Annotated in this window: 15 protein-coding genes; 7 read left to right on the top strand and 8 right to left on the bottom strand. The window is 34.9% G+C overall.

Annotated elements, in window-relative coordinates; translation table 11 throughout:
• Positions 1–100 precede the first annotated feature (100 nt).
• Positions 101–2,386: an L-type lectin family protein gene (locus tag FD33_RS02705; protein ID WP_056955727.1), complete on the bottom strand. Its 2,286-nt coding sequence runs from the start codon at positions 2,384–2,386 to the stop codon at positions 101–103.
• A 242-nt stretch (positions 2,387–2,628) separates the two neighbouring features.
• Here FD33_RS02705 and FD33_RS02700 point away from each other — a divergent pair, with 242 nt between their 5' ends.
• Positions 2,629–3,081, top strand: coding sequence for a MarR family winged helix-turn-helix transcriptional regulator (locus FD33_RS02700; RefSeq protein WP_051564155.1), 453 nt, complete (start codon positions 2,629–2,631; stop codon positions 3,079–3,081).
• 40 nt (positions 3,082–3,121) lie between these two features.
• Here the strand turns inward: FD33_RS02700 and nrdF are convergent, their stop codons facing one another.
• Genes nrdF through nrdH form a run of 4 tightly spaced genes read right to left on the bottom strand, consistent with a single transcriptional unit; the run spans position 3,122 to position 6,928 of the window.
• Positions 3,122–4,147: a class 1b ribonucleoside-diphosphate reductase subunit beta gene (gene nrdF / locus FD33_RS02695; protein WP_056955726.1), complete on the bottom strand. Its 1,026-nt coding sequence runs from the start codon at positions 4,145–4,147 to the stop codon at positions 3,122–3,124.
• Positions 4,148–4,162: 15 nt separating this feature from the next.
• Positions 4,163–6,340 carry a class 1b ribonucleoside-diphosphate reductase subunit alpha gene (nrdE, locus tag FD33_RS02690; RefSeq protein ID WP_162256974.1) on the bottom strand — a complete coding sequence of 726 codons (2,178 nt, stop codon included), beginning with the start codon at positions 6,338–6,340 and terminating at the stop codon, positions 4,163–4,165.
• Positions 6,321–6,695, bottom strand: coding sequence for a class Ib ribonucleoside-diphosphate reductase assembly flavoprotein NrdI (gene nrdI / locus FD33_RS02685; RefSeq protein ID WP_056950835.1), 375 nt, complete (start codon positions 6,693–6,695; stop codon positions 6,321–6,323). Before nrdI ends, nrdE begins: the two co-directional genes overlap by 20 nt.
• Before the next feature lie 2 nt (positions 6,696–6,697).
• Positions 6,698–6,928 carry a glutaredoxin-like protein NrdH gene (gene nrdH, locus FD33_RS02680; RefSeq protein ID WP_025085015.1) on the bottom strand — a complete coding sequence of 77 codons (231 nt, stop codon included), beginning with the start codon at positions 6,926–6,928 and terminating at the stop codon, positions 6,698–6,700.
• A 270-nt stretch (positions 6,929–7,198) separates the two neighbouring features.
• Here nrdH and FD33_RS02675 point away from each other — a divergent pair, with 270 nt between their 5' ends.
• On the top strand, positions 7,199–7,825 hold the full coding sequence (locus FD33_RS02675; RefSeq protein ID WP_025085016.1) for an LVIS_2131 family protein: 627 nt from the start codon (positions 7,199–7,201) through the stop codon (positions 7,823–7,825).
• A 193-nt stretch (positions 7,826–8,018) separates the two neighbouring features.
• Here the strand turns inward: FD33_RS02675 and FD33_RS02670 are convergent, their stop codons facing one another.
• Positions 8,019–8,228: a hypothetical protein gene (locus FD33_RS02670; protein ID WP_025085017.1), complete on the bottom strand. Its 210-nt coding sequence runs from the start codon at positions 8,226–8,228 to the stop codon at positions 8,019–8,021.
• Between the two features lie 84 nt (positions 8,229–8,312).
• Here FD33_RS02670 and FD33_RS02665 point away from each other — a divergent pair, with 84 nt between their 5' ends.
• From FD33_RS02665 to FD33_RS02645, 5 genes are all read left to right on the top strand, one after another.
• Positions 8,313–8,870 (top strand): guanylate kinase, encoded by a 558-nt coding sequence (locus tag FD33_RS02665; protein ID WP_025085018.1) that lies wholly within the window; start codon positions 8,313–8,315, stop codon positions 8,868–8,870.
• Positions 8,871–9,085: 215 nt separating this feature from the next.
• Positions 9,086–9,811: a C40 family peptidase gene (locus tag FD33_RS02660; protein WP_025085019.1), complete on the top strand. Its 726-nt coding sequence runs from the start codon at positions 9,086–9,088 to the stop codon at positions 9,809–9,811.
• Between the two features lie 132 nt (positions 9,812–9,943).
• Entirely contained in the window at positions 9,944–10,771 is an 828-nt protein-coding gene (locus FD33_RS02655; protein WP_025085020.1) for a MurR/RpiR family transcriptional regulator, read from the top strand.
• 97 nt (positions 10,772–10,868) lie between these two features.
• Positions 10,869–11,528 (top strand): ribose-5-phosphate isomerase A, encoded by a 660-nt coding sequence (locus tag FD33_RS02650; protein WP_025085021.1) that lies wholly within the window; start codon positions 10,869–10,871, stop codon positions 11,526–11,528.
• 2 nt (positions 11,529–11,530) lie between these two features.
• Positions 11,531–12,511: a Gfo/Idh/MocA family protein gene (locus FD33_RS02645; protein ID WP_025085022.1), complete on the top strand. Its 981-nt coding sequence runs from the start codon at positions 11,531–11,533 to the stop codon at positions 12,509–12,511.
• 114 nt (positions 12,512–12,625) lie between these two features.
• Here the strand turns inward: FD33_RS02645 and FD33_RS02640 are convergent, their stop codons facing one another.
• Both FD33_RS02640 and FD33_RS02635 read right to left on the bottom strand, forming a co-directional pair.
• Complete coding sequence (locus FD33_RS02640) at positions 12,626–13,123, bottom strand: hypothetical protein (RefSeq protein WP_025085023.1); 498 nt, start codon at positions 13,121–13,123, stop codon at positions 12,626–12,628.
• Positions 13,124–13,188: 65 nt separating this feature from the next.
• Positions 13,189–14,523: a replication-associated recombination protein A gene (locus FD33_RS02635; RefSeq protein ID WP_025085024.1), complete on the bottom strand. Its 1,335-nt coding sequence runs from the start codon at positions 14,521–14,523 to the stop codon at positions 13,189–13,191.
• Between the last annotated feature and the right edge of the window lie 9 nt (positions 14,524–14,532).

Here is a 14,532-nt window from a genome sequence, read left to right as displayed (position 1 = left end):
CCAAATTTTTCGTCTGGGTAGAATTCTATTTAATCTTACAATCTACCATATATAAAATAAATAAATGATATTCAAGAATATCATTTATTTTGTGGTAAGTTTATTTATTGTTAAGTGAATCAATTAGTGACCAATTTATTTCACCAGAGTAATTACCAGCCTTATTTTGAGAATTGGACAACAAAAGAATTCCATCTTGAGAATTCCAATTTTCAGTTATGCTTTTCTCTTGAGTATCATCGTTATCTTTAGAGTTTTCGGCTATTGTTAGATCATTATTTAAGTATGATACTTTGCCAGTAGGATCTCGATAAATTAAAGCACCATCAAATTCTTGATGAGTTTTTGAATCCGTTAATTTGCTAGCATTAGCTTGAACGGACCAGGAGCTACCTTTTTCTCGGCTATCAATTACGTCGATTTGCCAATTATTCATACGAGGAATGATTTCATTTGGAGAAGTAAGATTCATGGTTTTAAAATTCAATTGTGGTGACACTGATCCAAATTGAACGGTTCCTCCTACGTTTATCTGCTTAGTGATAACGTTAGTTTTATTACCTAAATTATCTACGACGTAAAATTTTACGATATTTATTTTAGAGGACAATTGATCACTGCTTAAATGAAGCATAAAACCTGTAGCGGGATTGGAATCATTTAGTTTAAAACTAGGTAAATTCTTATCATTTATTGATGAATAGACAGTCATATTAGAACTGACTAAAGAAGTTCCGTCGTGATATTCCAATTCGGCGGGGATATCAACATCTTCGTGTTGACCAATTTTTTTAATGTCTGGAAAATTACTTTTTAGAGTTAGGTTACGTGCCTGTATGAAAAAGGGAATTGTGTTAGTATCGGTGATTAAATTATCACCCTCAAATGAGGCATGCGCGCTAGGAACATTGAGCTTTTCAGTAGCAATTGTTTCTGTGTGGCCCTTGAGTTCCACTATTGCTTTTCGACTGTCTTGATTGAGCTGTTCTGGAAGGACGGTTTCAATAGAGGCGGGGGCGTTAAGAAATTTATCGCTAGGTATTTGGTAAGTATTTCCAGTTGCGGGATAGCTGACTGTTCCACTTGTAAAATGAATGTTTTTAGGTACGTTCATTTTGGCATTAATACCATTCCAAGTCTTGGTCCAACCCTTATAGTCTAGATTGTAAAAATAGCTAACATCATCGTTGGGATAGACTTGGCTATCGTTTTTTTCAATGTCTCGATTCTGAGTATTGTCATGGATTTTGGTGGTAGCTTCTGCGTCAACAAATGAAGGAATCGATTCAAAAATCATTAGGTTATTTTCGTAATATTTACCAGTAGAACCGGTAAATCCCCAATAGAGTTTACTATCAGATTGAAGATTGAAGTTGGCAGTGTCTAAATGAAAGCTAGTACTTTTTATATTATTGGCATCAGGCATAGAGCCATCAGGATTTTTGTCATTATAACTGTAAGTCATTGTTCCCCCTGTGGGTGTCGTTTGACTGTTTACACTGATATCTGGAGACCACTTGATAGTGACGTGATGCCAATTACTATCAACTAGATTCTCTATACCAATAAAATTATCATGATGCATGGTGTAATAGTAAATTGGTGGATTGGTATTACCAGCTTTTTGTTTTACATAAGTTTTATACGAAGCAGGAAATCCGGTAGCAATATGTTGGGAATAAGTTCCAGGATTATTAGCATCAAAAGAAACTCCCTCACCAGAAATTTCATTGGCACCAGTTAATAGATTTTTATAAGTATCAAATTCCATAGCCCAACTGTTCTGAATAGCTGTTTTAGCAATATTTTCAGGATATAAATTTGTTTTATCCCAATCAGCTCCCCAAACACCTAGTGATTGACCATTTACAGGTATTCCGGTAGATGAGAGAGCAATAGCGTTTTCTTTTCTTTTGTCATTTTGCAGGACAAATGCCATTCCATCTCCGGGTACTTCTCCACCAGTGTTACCAAAATATATCCACATTGAGGCTATTTGTTCGTGACTTAAATCAAAGTAATTTCCTTTTTCAAAGTTACTCCAAACAGCACCAACTTGATAAGTACCATTGGTCAAACTGATAACACTAGTATCTTTGGTTGCTGGATTTTTTGAACGAACAATAGTGGCATTATTGTCGTAGCTATATTTTTTACCCGAAGGGCTGTCGATTGGTGCGTTGACTGGTTTAGGTGGAAATTTAGCAATCACGAAGTTGTTATTATCCCAATTAAGTCCCTTAGGTGTGGTAGCAAGGGCGTGTTCGTAGTCAGAATCACCAGTATCGGCTCCGGCGACTTTGGTAGAATAGATATCTAAAAACAGAATTAAAATACATAAAAAAATAGCAAAGATTAAAAATCTTTTTCGATAAAAAATATTCATATGGATCCCTCTCAATAGAAAATATCCTTATTTCATACAAATTGTACCAATGTGTTATGTATAACCTCAATTAATTTAAGTATTTTTATTGTTATTTGAGTTTAAAAAATATAAATATTTGATTATAAATTTTATATTATATGTGAGATATTTTAAATTAAGTTGTGCGAAATAGAATAGTTTACAATTCCTTAAATTAAGAATAAAATAGACTTAAAATGGAATAAGGAGGGATGATTTATATGGCAGAAAAGATTGCAATTGATGCTACTAAGCCAATCCCCTTGGATGATCACTTATGTTTCTCTCTCTATGCAACTTCCCGTGCAATTCAGAAGTTATATCATGATGGATTAAGCAAAAATAAATTAACGTATCCACAATATTTGGTATTGGTATCACTTTATGAGTACGATCATGTCACAGTTAAAAGACTTGGTGAATTACTCTCACTTGATTCAGGAACTTTAACGCCTTTGTTAAAGCGTATGGAAAAAGAAGGATTAGTAACTCGTCAACGTAGTAAAGATGATGAACGAGTTGTTAATGTAAAATTGACTGACTTAGGAACCTCTAAGCGTAAAGATATTAATGAGTTACCAGAAATATTGGTAGCAAAAAGTAATTTCACCGCTGATGAATGGAATACTTTAGAAGATTTATCTAAAAAATTATTTATGAATATAACAAAATAAGGATTCACCTTAATTGGTGAATCCTTATTTGTATAGTTTGTTATTTTAGTTTTTTAACTTTATTGAAAAGTGAATCGTTGTCTGGTGTTTTGTTGTCTCCAGTACGTCCAATATCATAATCGGAATCCTTCATAGCTTCAACCTTACCCATTAGATAACCATTACCAACTTGTGAGAAGAAGTCGTGATTACTTGTTCCAGTAGAAATACCGTTCATAACGATGGGATTAACATCTTCGGCATTACCATCGGGGAATAAAGGCTCTTGTCCTAAATTCATTAGAGCCTTGTTAGCGTTATAACGAAGGAAAACAAGAACTTCATCAACCCAACCGACTTCTTTATACAATTCTTTAGTATATTTCTCTTCATTGTCATAGAGAGTATAGAGTAGATCATACATCCAGTCTTTTAATTCGGATTGTTTATCTTCACTTAATTCGTTGAAACCTAATTGGAATTTATAACCAATATAAGTTCCGTGAACTGATTCATCACGAATAATCAACTTAATGATTTCAGCGACATTAGCTAGTTTGTTATTACCCAGATAATAAAGTGGTGTGTAGAATCCAGAATAAAATAGAAAACTTTCTAGGAAAACACTAGCAACCTTCTTTTGTAGAGGTTCACCATTTTGATAAATATCATTAATAAATTTAGCCTTTTTTTGAAGGTATTCATTATGGTCTGTCCAATCAAAGATTTCTTCGATTTCTTCGGCACTATTCAAGGTACTGAAAATAGATGAATAACTCTTAGCATGAACTGATTCCATGAATTCAATATTATTGAATACAGCCGTTTCAGCTTGAGTACGAGTATCCTTTAGCATTGCCTGGATTCCGTCTTGTGATTGAAGAGTATCCAATAGTGTTAAACCACCAAAAACATGTCCAACAACAGTTTGTTCAGCAGGACTGAGGGTACGCCAGTCGTCTAAATCGTTGGAAAGAGGAATACGTGTATCCAACCAAAATTGTGAAGTTAACTTTTCCCAAGTTTCCTTGTCGATTTGGTCTTCTAGTTTATTCCAATTCATTGATTTGTAATATGTATCAACCATTATAAAAATTTCCTCCTAGATAGAGCAGCTTTCGCACTCGTTACTGCCGATTTCGTCATTATTTTCGGTAAATGTTCTGACGTAGTAAAGTGACTTGATACCCTTGTAGTAAGCGTAGTTACGTAAAATACTTAGATCACGTGTTGTTTGCTTAGTATCATCTGCAGCCTTCCAATCATAAAGACCAGCAGGAATTTCTGAACGCATGAAGAGTGTCAAACTCATTCCTTGGTCAATGTGTTCTTGGGCAGAAGCATAAGTGTCAATAACTTTGCGCATATCAGTGTCATATGCTGACTTGTAGTATTTGATAGTATCATTACTCAAAAGTGGTGCTGGGAAGTACAACTTACCATTTTTCTTCTCTTGTCTTTCTTCAACTAATCGAGTAATAGGTTGCAAACTAGCACTAGTGTTGTTGATGTAAGAGATAGAACCAGTTGGAGCAACGGCCATACGATAAGCGTTATAAATTCCATCACGCATAACGTTGTCTTTTAGTTTTGACCAATCTTCTGGTTGAGGAATGAAGATATCATTGAAGAGTTCTTTGACAGCGTCAAGTTTAGGCGCAAAGCTCTTATCTAAATACTTTTCGAAATAAGATCCGTCCGCATATTTTGATTTTTCAAAATTGGCAAAAGTCTCGTGGCGTTCTTTAGCGATATTGTTGCTTTCAACTAATGTCCAGTAATTAATTAACATGAAATAGACATTGATGAATTCAATTGCTTCAGGGGAGCCGTATTCGAGGTGTTGGCTAGCCAAAAAGGTATGAAGTCCCATTGCACCTAAACCGATAGAATGGTTCATCTTGTTACCATTTGCTACTGGTGGTACAGCAGTAATATTAGAAGCGTCACTGACAAAAGTTAGAGCTCTAGTCATGGAACGAATTGATTGTCCGAAGTCAGGACTTTGCATCATATTCAAAATATTAGTAGAACCGAGGTTACAACTAACATCAGTTCCCAATTTAACGTATTCTTGAGCATCATTTAGTTCAGAAGGTATCTGGACTTGTTGAATTTCAGTACAAAGGTTACTCATGATGATTTTACCGTCTATAGGGTTGTCACGGTTAACGGTATCAATGTTCAAGACGTAAGGATAGCCTGATTCTTGCTGTAACTTACTGATTTCGTCTTCTAGCTCACGAGCTTCAATCTTATATTTTTTGATACGGTCGTCTTTGACCATATTGTCGTATTCTTTAGTAATATCAACATATGAGAAAGGAATGCCGTAAACTTTTTCAACTGAATAAGGGCTAAAGAGATACATGTCTTCGTTGTTACGAACCAATTCGTAATACTTATCAGGCACGATAACACCTAATGAAAGAGTCTTAACACGGACCTTTTCATCAGCATTTTCTTTTTTAGCAGACAGAAAGTCGATGATGTCAGGATGGAAGACGTTCAAATAAACAGCACCAGCACCTTGTCTTTGGCCTAATTGATTACTGTAACTGAAACTGTCCTCCAACAACTTCATAACTGGTAGCACACCAGATGAAGAGTTATCAACGCCTTTAATTGGTGAACCTGATTCACGTAGGTTGGATAATGTTATACCGACACCACCACCGATTCGTGACAATTGAAGGGCACTGTTGATTGTTCTACCAATGCTGTTCATATCATCTGTTACTTGTAATAAGAAACAAGAAACGTATTCTCCACGGCGCTTACGACCAGCATTTAAGAATGAAGGTGTTGCAGGTTGATAACGTTGAGCAATCATTTCAGTGGCTAAACTCTTAGCCAAGGCTTGATCTCCATGGGCATACAAAAGGGCATTAAAAAGAATTCTCATCTCGTAATTTTCAAGATAGAGATCACCATCATTAGTCTTTAGGGCATATTGGTTATAAAACTTATATGCAGCCATAAAAGATTGAAATTGGAAATGTTGATCTAATAAGTAATCATAAAGACTAGCCACGAATTCATGTGGGTATTCGTCGATAACTTCTTTTTCAATAAAATTGTTATCGATTAGATAGTTAATGTGATCCTTGAAGGAAGCAAACTTCTTAGTATTTGGCTCAACATTTTCAGTGAAGAAAGCTTTAACGGCTTCTTTATCCTTGTTAAGCGGAATCTTATCATCTACGGGGATGTTGATTTCATTATTCAATTTAAAATAATGAAGTTTGGTTACATCTAGGTTATTTAATCCCAATTTCATTCACTACTTTCTTAAAGTTTTCGACGTCTTTTTGAGTACCATTGAATTCAAATTCAAAGACAACCGGAACGTCTAATCCATGGGCAATATCTTTTGCGGTGTGGTTATATAAAGTATTGAAGTTACGATTGCCACCACCAGCAACGCCAATACAGTTTTGTGCGTTATCTTTATACTGTAAAAAGTCGATTACAGGGTCCATCATGTCGTCATCATAAGCAGGTACGATAAGAATAAATGGCCGACCCATTTGGTAAAAGGGGTCGGCGTCGGTTATCTCATATCCATCTATTCCTAGTTTATTAACGAACCTTCTAGTTTGTCCGGTGATAGAATAATAAGCTATTTTTTTCATGATTAACCTACAAGGTCTTTAAGACTGTCTGGGCGAAAACCGACGATAGGATCGCTGACAGAGTTCATAACGACAGGGACGCTCTTAAAACCTTGTTGTTTTAAAAGGTCTAGGTATTCTGGATCTTGATTGATATTTCTTTCTTCAAAGGAAACGTTGTGCTCCTTTAAGTATCTCTTAGTCATTTTGCATTGCATACAGTTGTTCTTGCTATATACGATTACGTTATTCATAGTGATTAACTCCTTTCAACTTGCTATTCCCAATTAGTATAATCATTTGAAATCTTAAACACAATATATAGTATTCGACATAACGGCCAATACACGATATAGCGTGGTTATACTGTCATTATAAAAAATCGACAAACGTATGTGCCCACACAATTTTGACCGTTTTGTATCTCAGTTTCAAATATTTTTTCGATTCGTGGTAAAATTAGCGTAATGACTATTATAAAGTTATGAAGTGTTTAAGACAATTAATTTAGTTGGGAGAAAACTATGAGTTCTTGGAATTTTGTGGGAATTATTGCATGGATTATTGTAATTGCACTATTAATCTTTGTTGTATTTAATATTAGAAATCGTCATTTAAAAATTCTTGTTCAACAAAAGAAGAAAATTACTGGAGTAACAATTTTAACAGATCTATTGGAAATTGTTGTCGTCATTTTAGCTGTTAGTGGGATGTTATACACTAGCTTATTTACCAAGGTTGATTTGAATGATAAGGATAACATTGTCGTTAGTTATAAATATAATCCGATGATCGTTCAGACAACGAACGATGGACAAGGCTATTACGTTAAAATTAATAAGCAGGAATCTAGTTCATCAACAGATGTTTATCAATATTGGTTGAATAATTCTAAATATACGGTCTCAAGTCAAAATGCTACTGTCTCGGATGCAACATTACCATTTACTGTTTCTGGATTGCGTTTGAATTGGCCAGTTAAGAAAATTAAGAAACTTGATTCTAAGTATCAGGATGCTTATGTTATAACAATGCAGGCTAAGTATAAGAATAATTTCAGAAATGGTTTAGGCTTAAAGGCCAACCGTTTTGCGATGGAATATCGTGTCTTAAGAGTACCTGCTAGTTCATTTATTAATGTTGAAAAATAAAGAAAACAGTTTGAGATATAACAACTTTATTAATTAAATATGGCAATATGAACGCGGAACATAATATGTCTTTTCCGTTCAAAACAAATAGGAGCAAGTAATCGAGTACGATTACCTGCTCCTATTTTCCTTAATGCTCATAGGCGGAATATGTCATATCCGCTCTTTATTTGAAAAAATTGATATTTTATAATTACTTAGCTTTTTTGATTTTCTTGATACTTACAACAATCTTGTTGTTTAATTCAGTTTTATTAGCATTATCTTTAGGATCATTTTTTACAATTTCCATTAAAGCAGAGTGCTCGTAAATTTTTTCAACTTTGCCTTGGAATGGGTAATCCATATCTTCATCAACGGAGCAGTCGTAAACAGTTCCAACCTTTAAATCTTCTATTTTCATATGTAAAATCTCCTCGGATTAATTACTTAACAGACTAGTATATTAATATAGTAGAAGAAATATTTCAAACATAGGGGTTCTATAATGGATAAAAAAATTATTGTAATTACCGGTGCAAGTGGTACCGGCAAGACTACCATTAGCAAATATTTGAAAAATACTTATCGTATACCAAGTGTCATCACTCACACTACTAGATTACCACGTGACGGCGAAAAAAACGGTATTGATTACTATTTTGAAACGGAAGATTCCTTTTTTAAGAATCATTATTTAGAAAAAGTTGAATATAGTGGTCATTGGTATGGATCTTCAGAGGAAAGTCTCAATAAAACTTGGGAAAATTATGATGCTGCAAGTATTGTAGTTGATACACAAGGAGCTATCTCTTATAAGGAAAGATACGGTGAAAATGCTATTGTGATATTTTTAGAAGTGGACTATGACACAGTTGCACAACGGTTAAAATTACGTGGGGATGATCATAAACGTCTTATTTCACGTATAAATAGCGATGAATTCCTGAGAGATTTAAGAATTCCTAAAGAATTAGAAGGAAAATCCTATAAAATTGTTAATAATGACATCGAAATCACTAAAAAAAAGGTCGATCAAATAATAAAAAGTGAAAAAGTAAATTAATTTGTCTTTTCACAAGAGGGTTATAAATGTTGATAAAACAACGTTTATAACCCTTTTTTTGCTAAAAATTTCAAAGTGTAACATTCTTATACAATTGTTGTAACAGTTCTGCAATATTCGGAGAGTAATATAGTGGTCGTTGAGTGATAAGAAATTAATAAATAATAAAAATTTAAACAATTAAAAAATATACCAATTCATGGGGGATTTCAATTTTGAATAATAACGTTAAAAAAAGTCTAATTTCATTTACAGCTGCTGCAGCAATGGCAGTTACAGGTTTAGGTCTATCAAACGCTTCTTCAGCTAAGGCTGCAACAACTGTCCAAAATGCTCCTTCAGTTGTACGTACAAAGAACAATTCAGCACTATTCAGCACACCATCTTCAGATTCAAAGATTTCTAACCGTATTCTTGGAACAAACACAAGCTGGCGTGTAGCTAAGGCTGTTGTAGATGACAATGGTACAACATGGTATCTTGTAGGTAACAACGAATGGTTAAGTGGTGCTGATGTAACAACTGCTAGTCAAGCAACTACAGAAGCTGCTGCAACAACAACTACTACTTCTACAACACAAGCAACTGCTGCTAATGTTATTAGTACAGCCAAGAAGTATTTAGGCACACCTTACGTATGGGGTGGTAAAACACCAAGTGGTTTTGACTGCTCAGGTTTCACATCATATGTTTACAACGAAGCAACAGGTAAGAACATTGGTTCATACACAGTAGCTCAAGAAAGTGCCGGTACACAAGAAGCTGTTTCTCAAGCATCAGCCGGAGACCTTCTATTCTGGGGTGGCAAAGGTTCAAGTTATCACGTAGCTATCTACTTAGGTAACAACCAATATATCGCTGCACCACAACCTGGTGAATCTGTAAAAATCTCATCAATCTCAAGTTACTTCATGCCTTCATTCGCTGTTAAGGTTCTATAATTCAAAATTGAAATAACCTTTAAGACCACTTCGGTGGTCTTTTTTTTGTACAATCGTATCATGATGGTCTGTGTATTGGCAGGATCTTTTTACTTTAAATTTGATAAAATACAATTAGAGGTATTAATAATTATGAAGAATATAATCGATGTCATATATAATAAACTGCCACATATGTCAGTCACAGATAAAAAAATTGCACAAGTTATTTTGAAGAAGCCCCAAGACGTGGTTGACTATACAATTTCTCAGTTGGCTATTGAAGCTGAAGTTAGTGAAGCCTCTGTCTCAAGATTTTGTAAAAGCTTAGGTATTGACGGATTTCATCAATTAAAAACACGTTTGGCTCAGGTTTCTGATGATAGTAACGTATCATTTACAGTTGATGATGATATTCAGGCATCACTCAAAAATATTGCTGAAAAGAAAGATTCGGAAATCAGTAATACTTTAAAAAATTTGCCGACTGATAAAATTGCTGATGCTTTATCAATAATTAAAAATGCACGTTTAATTCAGGTCGTAGCCGAAGGAAATACTTATCCAGTAGCGATAGATGCAGTCTACAAATTTAATCAAATTGGATTGCTGGCAATGAGTGATGCAGCATTTGAAACCTCGATTGCTCAAACACTGAATATGTCGCTTGAAGATATTCTGTTGGTTATATCAAATTCAGGTGAATCTAAGTCATTAATAAAGCAGATAGATGTGGCTCAAAAACGAGGTATCAAAGTTCTTGCCATAACTAACCGTTCTGATTCGCCAATCGCGCAAAGAGCAGATTTACATCTAAAAACTTATGTACGTGAACAAATATTTCAATCTGAGTATTATTTTTCAAGAATAGCGGCTTCAACTATGATCGAGGCTATTTTCTTATTATTGATTGGTCAGGATAAGGAAACTTTGGATAAAATTGCTCGACATGAGGAATTAATATCAGATCGTAAAATTTAATATCTTGCTTGATAGGGTATTTTTTTTATTTTATTATGAAAATGAATTTCAGAGAAAACAGTAACATGAAAATATGTTTCTGATGAGGAGTCTAAAAATGGAGAAATTAATTGAAAAGGCGTTAAAAATGATTGAACCAAATATGATCGTCAGTTTTGGTGGCGGTAGAACGGTAGGTCGGTTGATAAAATCGATTGATACATCCAAAATTTCGGTAGCTAGTCCCTCAGAACAGACACGTAATCTTTGTCAGTCTTTAAATATCCCCGTCATGCCATTGGAACAAATTAGCCAATTTGATTTAGCATTTGACGGCTGTGATAGTTTGGACAGTCAATTAAATGTTTTAAAAAGCAATGGTGGTATTCATACATTTGAGCGATTGTATGCCAATCTAGCAAAGCGTTATATAATTATGGCTCCACAGACTCGTTACACAGAGAAATTGAATCCTCAGGTACAATTAACGTTAGAAGTTTTGGATATGGCAATACCACAAGTACTTGATGAGGTCTCCATGCTAGGTGGAAATGCCGAAACTAGGCAATCTCAGGATATGGCTGGGATGGTTCGAACACCAAATGGTAATGGACTGGTAGATTGTCATTTTGACGACTGGGATAATATTGATTTAATTAATTCTAGATTGTCACAGATGACAGGTGTATTGGGAACGTCTTATTTTAAGAATGTTGTAACAGATGCACTTTTAGCAACGGATGATGATGTAAAACATATCAAGAAAGAAGATTTATAGCTATGAAAAAATATAATTGGGGAATGATTGGCACTGGATGGATTGCTCATGAAATGGCAGATGCTCTAAAGGCTGTTAATGGTGAAATATATGGAGTTTCGAATATGAATGTCGAAAAAATGGCCAAATTTGCCCAAGAAAAAGGGATTCAACATCAATACAGCAATCCAACGGATATGATTAATGATCCTAATGTTGATGTTATTTATATTGCAACGCCGCACACATTCCATTACCAATATATTAAAGAAGCATTGAATGCAGGGAAACACGTATTCTGTGAGAAGGCTATTACGGTTAATGCAGAGCAATTTGACGAAGTTCAGAATTTGGCCAAAAAGAAAAATCTAATTTTAACAGAAGGATTTACGTTGTTGCATATGCCACTTTATCAACAAGTTAAGCAATTGATTTCTGATGGTAAAATTGGTCAAGTAAAATTAGTGCAAGTTAATTTTGGCAGTTTAAAAGACTATGATCCTAAAAACCGTTTCTTCAATAAAGAACTGGCTGGAGGGGCATTATTAGATATAGGTGGATATGCTACGGCATTTGCCAGAAGTTTTTTGAGTAAGCAACCAACAAATATTTTGACGACAGTAAAATATTTTGAAACAGGTGTTGATGAACAATCAGGAATTATCCTGAAAAATGATGATGAACAGATGGCTGTTATGGCTTTGTCAATGCGTGCTAAACAGCCAAAAAGAGGAGTGATCTCTGGAACAAAAGGATATATTGAGATCAGTAATTACCCTCGTGCAACTGAGGCAGATATTACTTATACAGCTGATGCTCATACGCAAACAACTGACAAAATTGTTGTTGGTAGCGATGACAAGGCTCTTCAATACGAAGTTACGGATATGCAGAAGTATATTGATAATGGTCATGATGATGGACAATTAGCTTTGTCGCATGACGTAGCTCACATCTTAAATGATGTTAGAAATGATTGGGGAATGAAGTATCCCTTTGAATAAGTAAAAAAATCAGCTTCATTTGGCTTGAGAATTTTTCTTATTATTTGATTAAAACAATTCAAAAACCTAAAACAGCATCCATTTAGAATTCTAAATGGATGCTGTTTTAAATTTTTAATAGTGAATGTTTTGAATCCATTCATTTGGTCCAACTTTACAATAGGATATTCCACGGGGAAGCTGGATTCTTTCGTCACTGGCCCATGTCCCAGCAGCTAGTCGGCGTCCTGTATAAGTGAATTCGTAAGTTTTGGAGTTAAATTTCCAAATATTATGGCCTATAGAAATTGTAATGGGGCGATTGATACCCTTATTGATCAGAGCAACATCATCAGTACTGACCCATTCGTTAGTTGCGACTCGATAATAATGATCGTTACCAGAATTCTTCCCAATTTTGTCGGTCAACCAATCGGTTTTAGCTTTAAGTCTAGGCTTCTTTATCCGAGTGAAGTCATAGGTGAAATCATCTTTTTGTTCACTTCTGGAAACCATAGTGGTTTTTTTAAATGTATGAACAAAACTAACAGCTTTAACTTCAGTTGTATTTTGAAAAGAAAATATTCCGACTATTGCTAAACATAAAGTAATTAATAAATTACGTTGTTTCATTTTATGAAACACCTCAGTTATAAATTAAGCCCCCATTCTATCACTAAATATAAAAGAAGAACATGTTACTTAGTATCGTGCTCTTGATGCCATTGTTCGATGTATTCTAACCGTTGCTTAAAGAGACGTTCTTTACCTTGCTCTGTTGGTCGATAGTAGGTGCTATTTTCAACTTCTTTAGGTACTGTCTTCATAGTTGTTAATTTATCAGCATAATCGTGAGCCAGCTGATAATCTTTTCCATAACCAAGATTCTTCATAAGTTTCGTAGGAGCGTTTCTGACTTGAAGAGGTACAGGAAGATTACCATACTTCTTAACGTCTTTCTGAGCTCTTAATAAAGCTTTATAAGTGGCATTGGATTTAGGGGCAACCGATAGATAGATTACGGTTTCAACTAAATGGACGTTACACTCAGGCATACCGAGAAATTGACAGGCTTGAAAGGCATTGATTGCGACATTTAAAGCATTAGTATCGGCCAGACCAATATCTTCACTGGCAAAACGAACTAGTCGTCTAGCAATGTAGAGGGGATCTTCGCCACCTTCAAGCATTCGAGTGACCCAATAAATGGCCGAGTCAGTATCACTATTACGCATTGATTTATGCAGGGCTGAGATGATGTTGTAATGCTCTTCACCATTTTTATCGTAACGTAAGGACTTGGTATTGAGTAATTGACGAATATCTTCCAAATTTACTTTGGCGGTTTTGTCATGAACCGTCGAATTGATGACAGCCATTTCTAAGGTATTCAAGGCTACTCGGGCATCACCATTAGCATAGTTACCAATCAATTCTAATGTGTCATCATCAATATCAACTTCTAATTTGGGAAAAGCTTTGGAATTGGCAAGAGTCTTCTTCAATAGATCAACTAAATCATCTTTAGTTAAAGACTTTAAGACAAAGACCTTACATCTTGATAACAAGGCAGAATTAATCTCAAAAGATGGATTTTCAGTTGTGGCACCAATCAAGGTGATACTACCTTTTTCGACGAAGGGAAGGAAGGCATCTTGTTGTGCCTTATTAAACCGATGAATTTCGTCGATAAAGACAATAGTCTTTTGTCCCATTTCTCGATTCATTTCAGCTTCCTTCATGACTTTTTTGATATCATTGATACCACTAGTGACAGCACTAAAAGTAATGAAGTTAGCTTTAGTTTTTTTAGCAATGATTTCCGCTAGGGTGGTTTTACCTACCCCAGGAGGTCCCCAGAAAATTAATGAAGGGATTTTATCTTGGTCGATGATTTCTTTAAGAATTTTGCCATCACCGATTAAATGTTGTTGACCGACAAAACCCTCTAGTGTTGTTGGGCGAACCCGATTAGCTAGAGGGCTATTGTTGTCGTTGCTTTTATTAGTAGCAAAGAGTGATTCCTGTTGCATTTTTTACCT

This window comes from Companilactobacillus paralimentarius DSM 13238 = JCM 10415 (genome assembly GCF_001434985.1).
Classification (GTDB): domain Bacteria; phylum Bacillota; class Bacilli; order Lactobacillales; family Lactobacillaceae; genus Companilactobacillus; species Companilactobacillus paralimentarius.
This window is presented reverse-complemented; position numbering and strand designations above follow the sequence as displayed.

What these genes read in the sequence shown, in the direction of transcription:
- FD33_RS02705 (WP_056955727.1), bottom strand. Translation starts at nt 2,386, where the DNA reads ATGAATATTTTTTATCGAAAAAGATTTTTAATCTTTGCTATTTTTTTA.
- FD33_RS02700 (WP_051564155.1), top strand. Translation starts at nt 2,629, where the DNA reads ATGGCAGAAAAGATTGCAATTGATGCTACTAAGCCAATCCCCTTGGAT.
- nrdF (WP_056955726.1), bottom strand. Translation starts at nt 4,147, where the DNA reads ATGGTTGATACATATTACAAATCAATGAATTGGAATAAACTAGAAGAC.
- nrdE (WP_162256974.1), bottom strand. Translation starts at nt 6,340, where the DNA reads ATGAAATTGGGATTAAATAACCTAGATGTAACCAAACTTCATTATTTT.
- nrdI (WP_056950835.1), bottom strand. Translation starts at nt 6,695, where the DNA reads ATGAAAAAAATAGCTTATTATTCTATCACCGGACAAACTAGAAGGTTC.
- nrdH (WP_025085015.1), bottom strand. Translation starts at nt 6,928, where the DNA reads ATGAATAACGTAATCGTATATAGCAAGAACAACTGTATGCAATGCAAA.
- FD33_RS02675 (WP_025085016.1), top strand. Translation starts at nt 7,199, where the DNA reads ATGAGTTCTTGGAATTTTGTGGGAATTATTGCATGGATTATTGTAATT.
- FD33_RS02670 (WP_025085017.1), bottom strand. Translation starts at nt 8,228, where the DNA reads ATGAAAATAGAAGATTTAAAGGTTGGAACTGTTTACGACTGCTCCGTT.
- FD33_RS02665 (WP_025085018.1), top strand. Translation starts at nt 8,313, where the DNA reads ATGGATAAAAAAATTATTGTAATTACCGGTGCAAGTGGTACCGGCAAG.
- FD33_RS02655 (WP_025085020.1), top strand. Translation starts at nt 9,944, where the DNA reads ATGAAGAATATAATCGATGTCATATATAATAAACTGCCACATATGTCA.
- FD33_RS02650 (WP_025085021.1), top strand. Translation starts at nt 10,869, where the DNA reads ATGGAGAAATTAATTGAAAAGGCGTTAAAAATGATTGAACCAAATATG.
- FD33_RS02645 (WP_025085022.1), top strand. Translation starts at nt 11,531, where the DNA reads ATGAAAAAATATAATTGGGGAATGATTGGCACTGGATGGATTGCTCAT.
- FD33_RS02640 (WP_025085023.1), bottom strand. Translation starts at nt 13,123, where the DNA reads ATGAAACAACGTAATTTATTAATTACTTTATGTTTAGCAATAGTCGGA.
- FD33_RS02635 (WP_025085024.1), bottom strand. Translation starts at nt 14,523, where the DNA reads ATGCAACAGGAATCACTCTTTGCTACTAATAAAAGCAACGACAACAAT.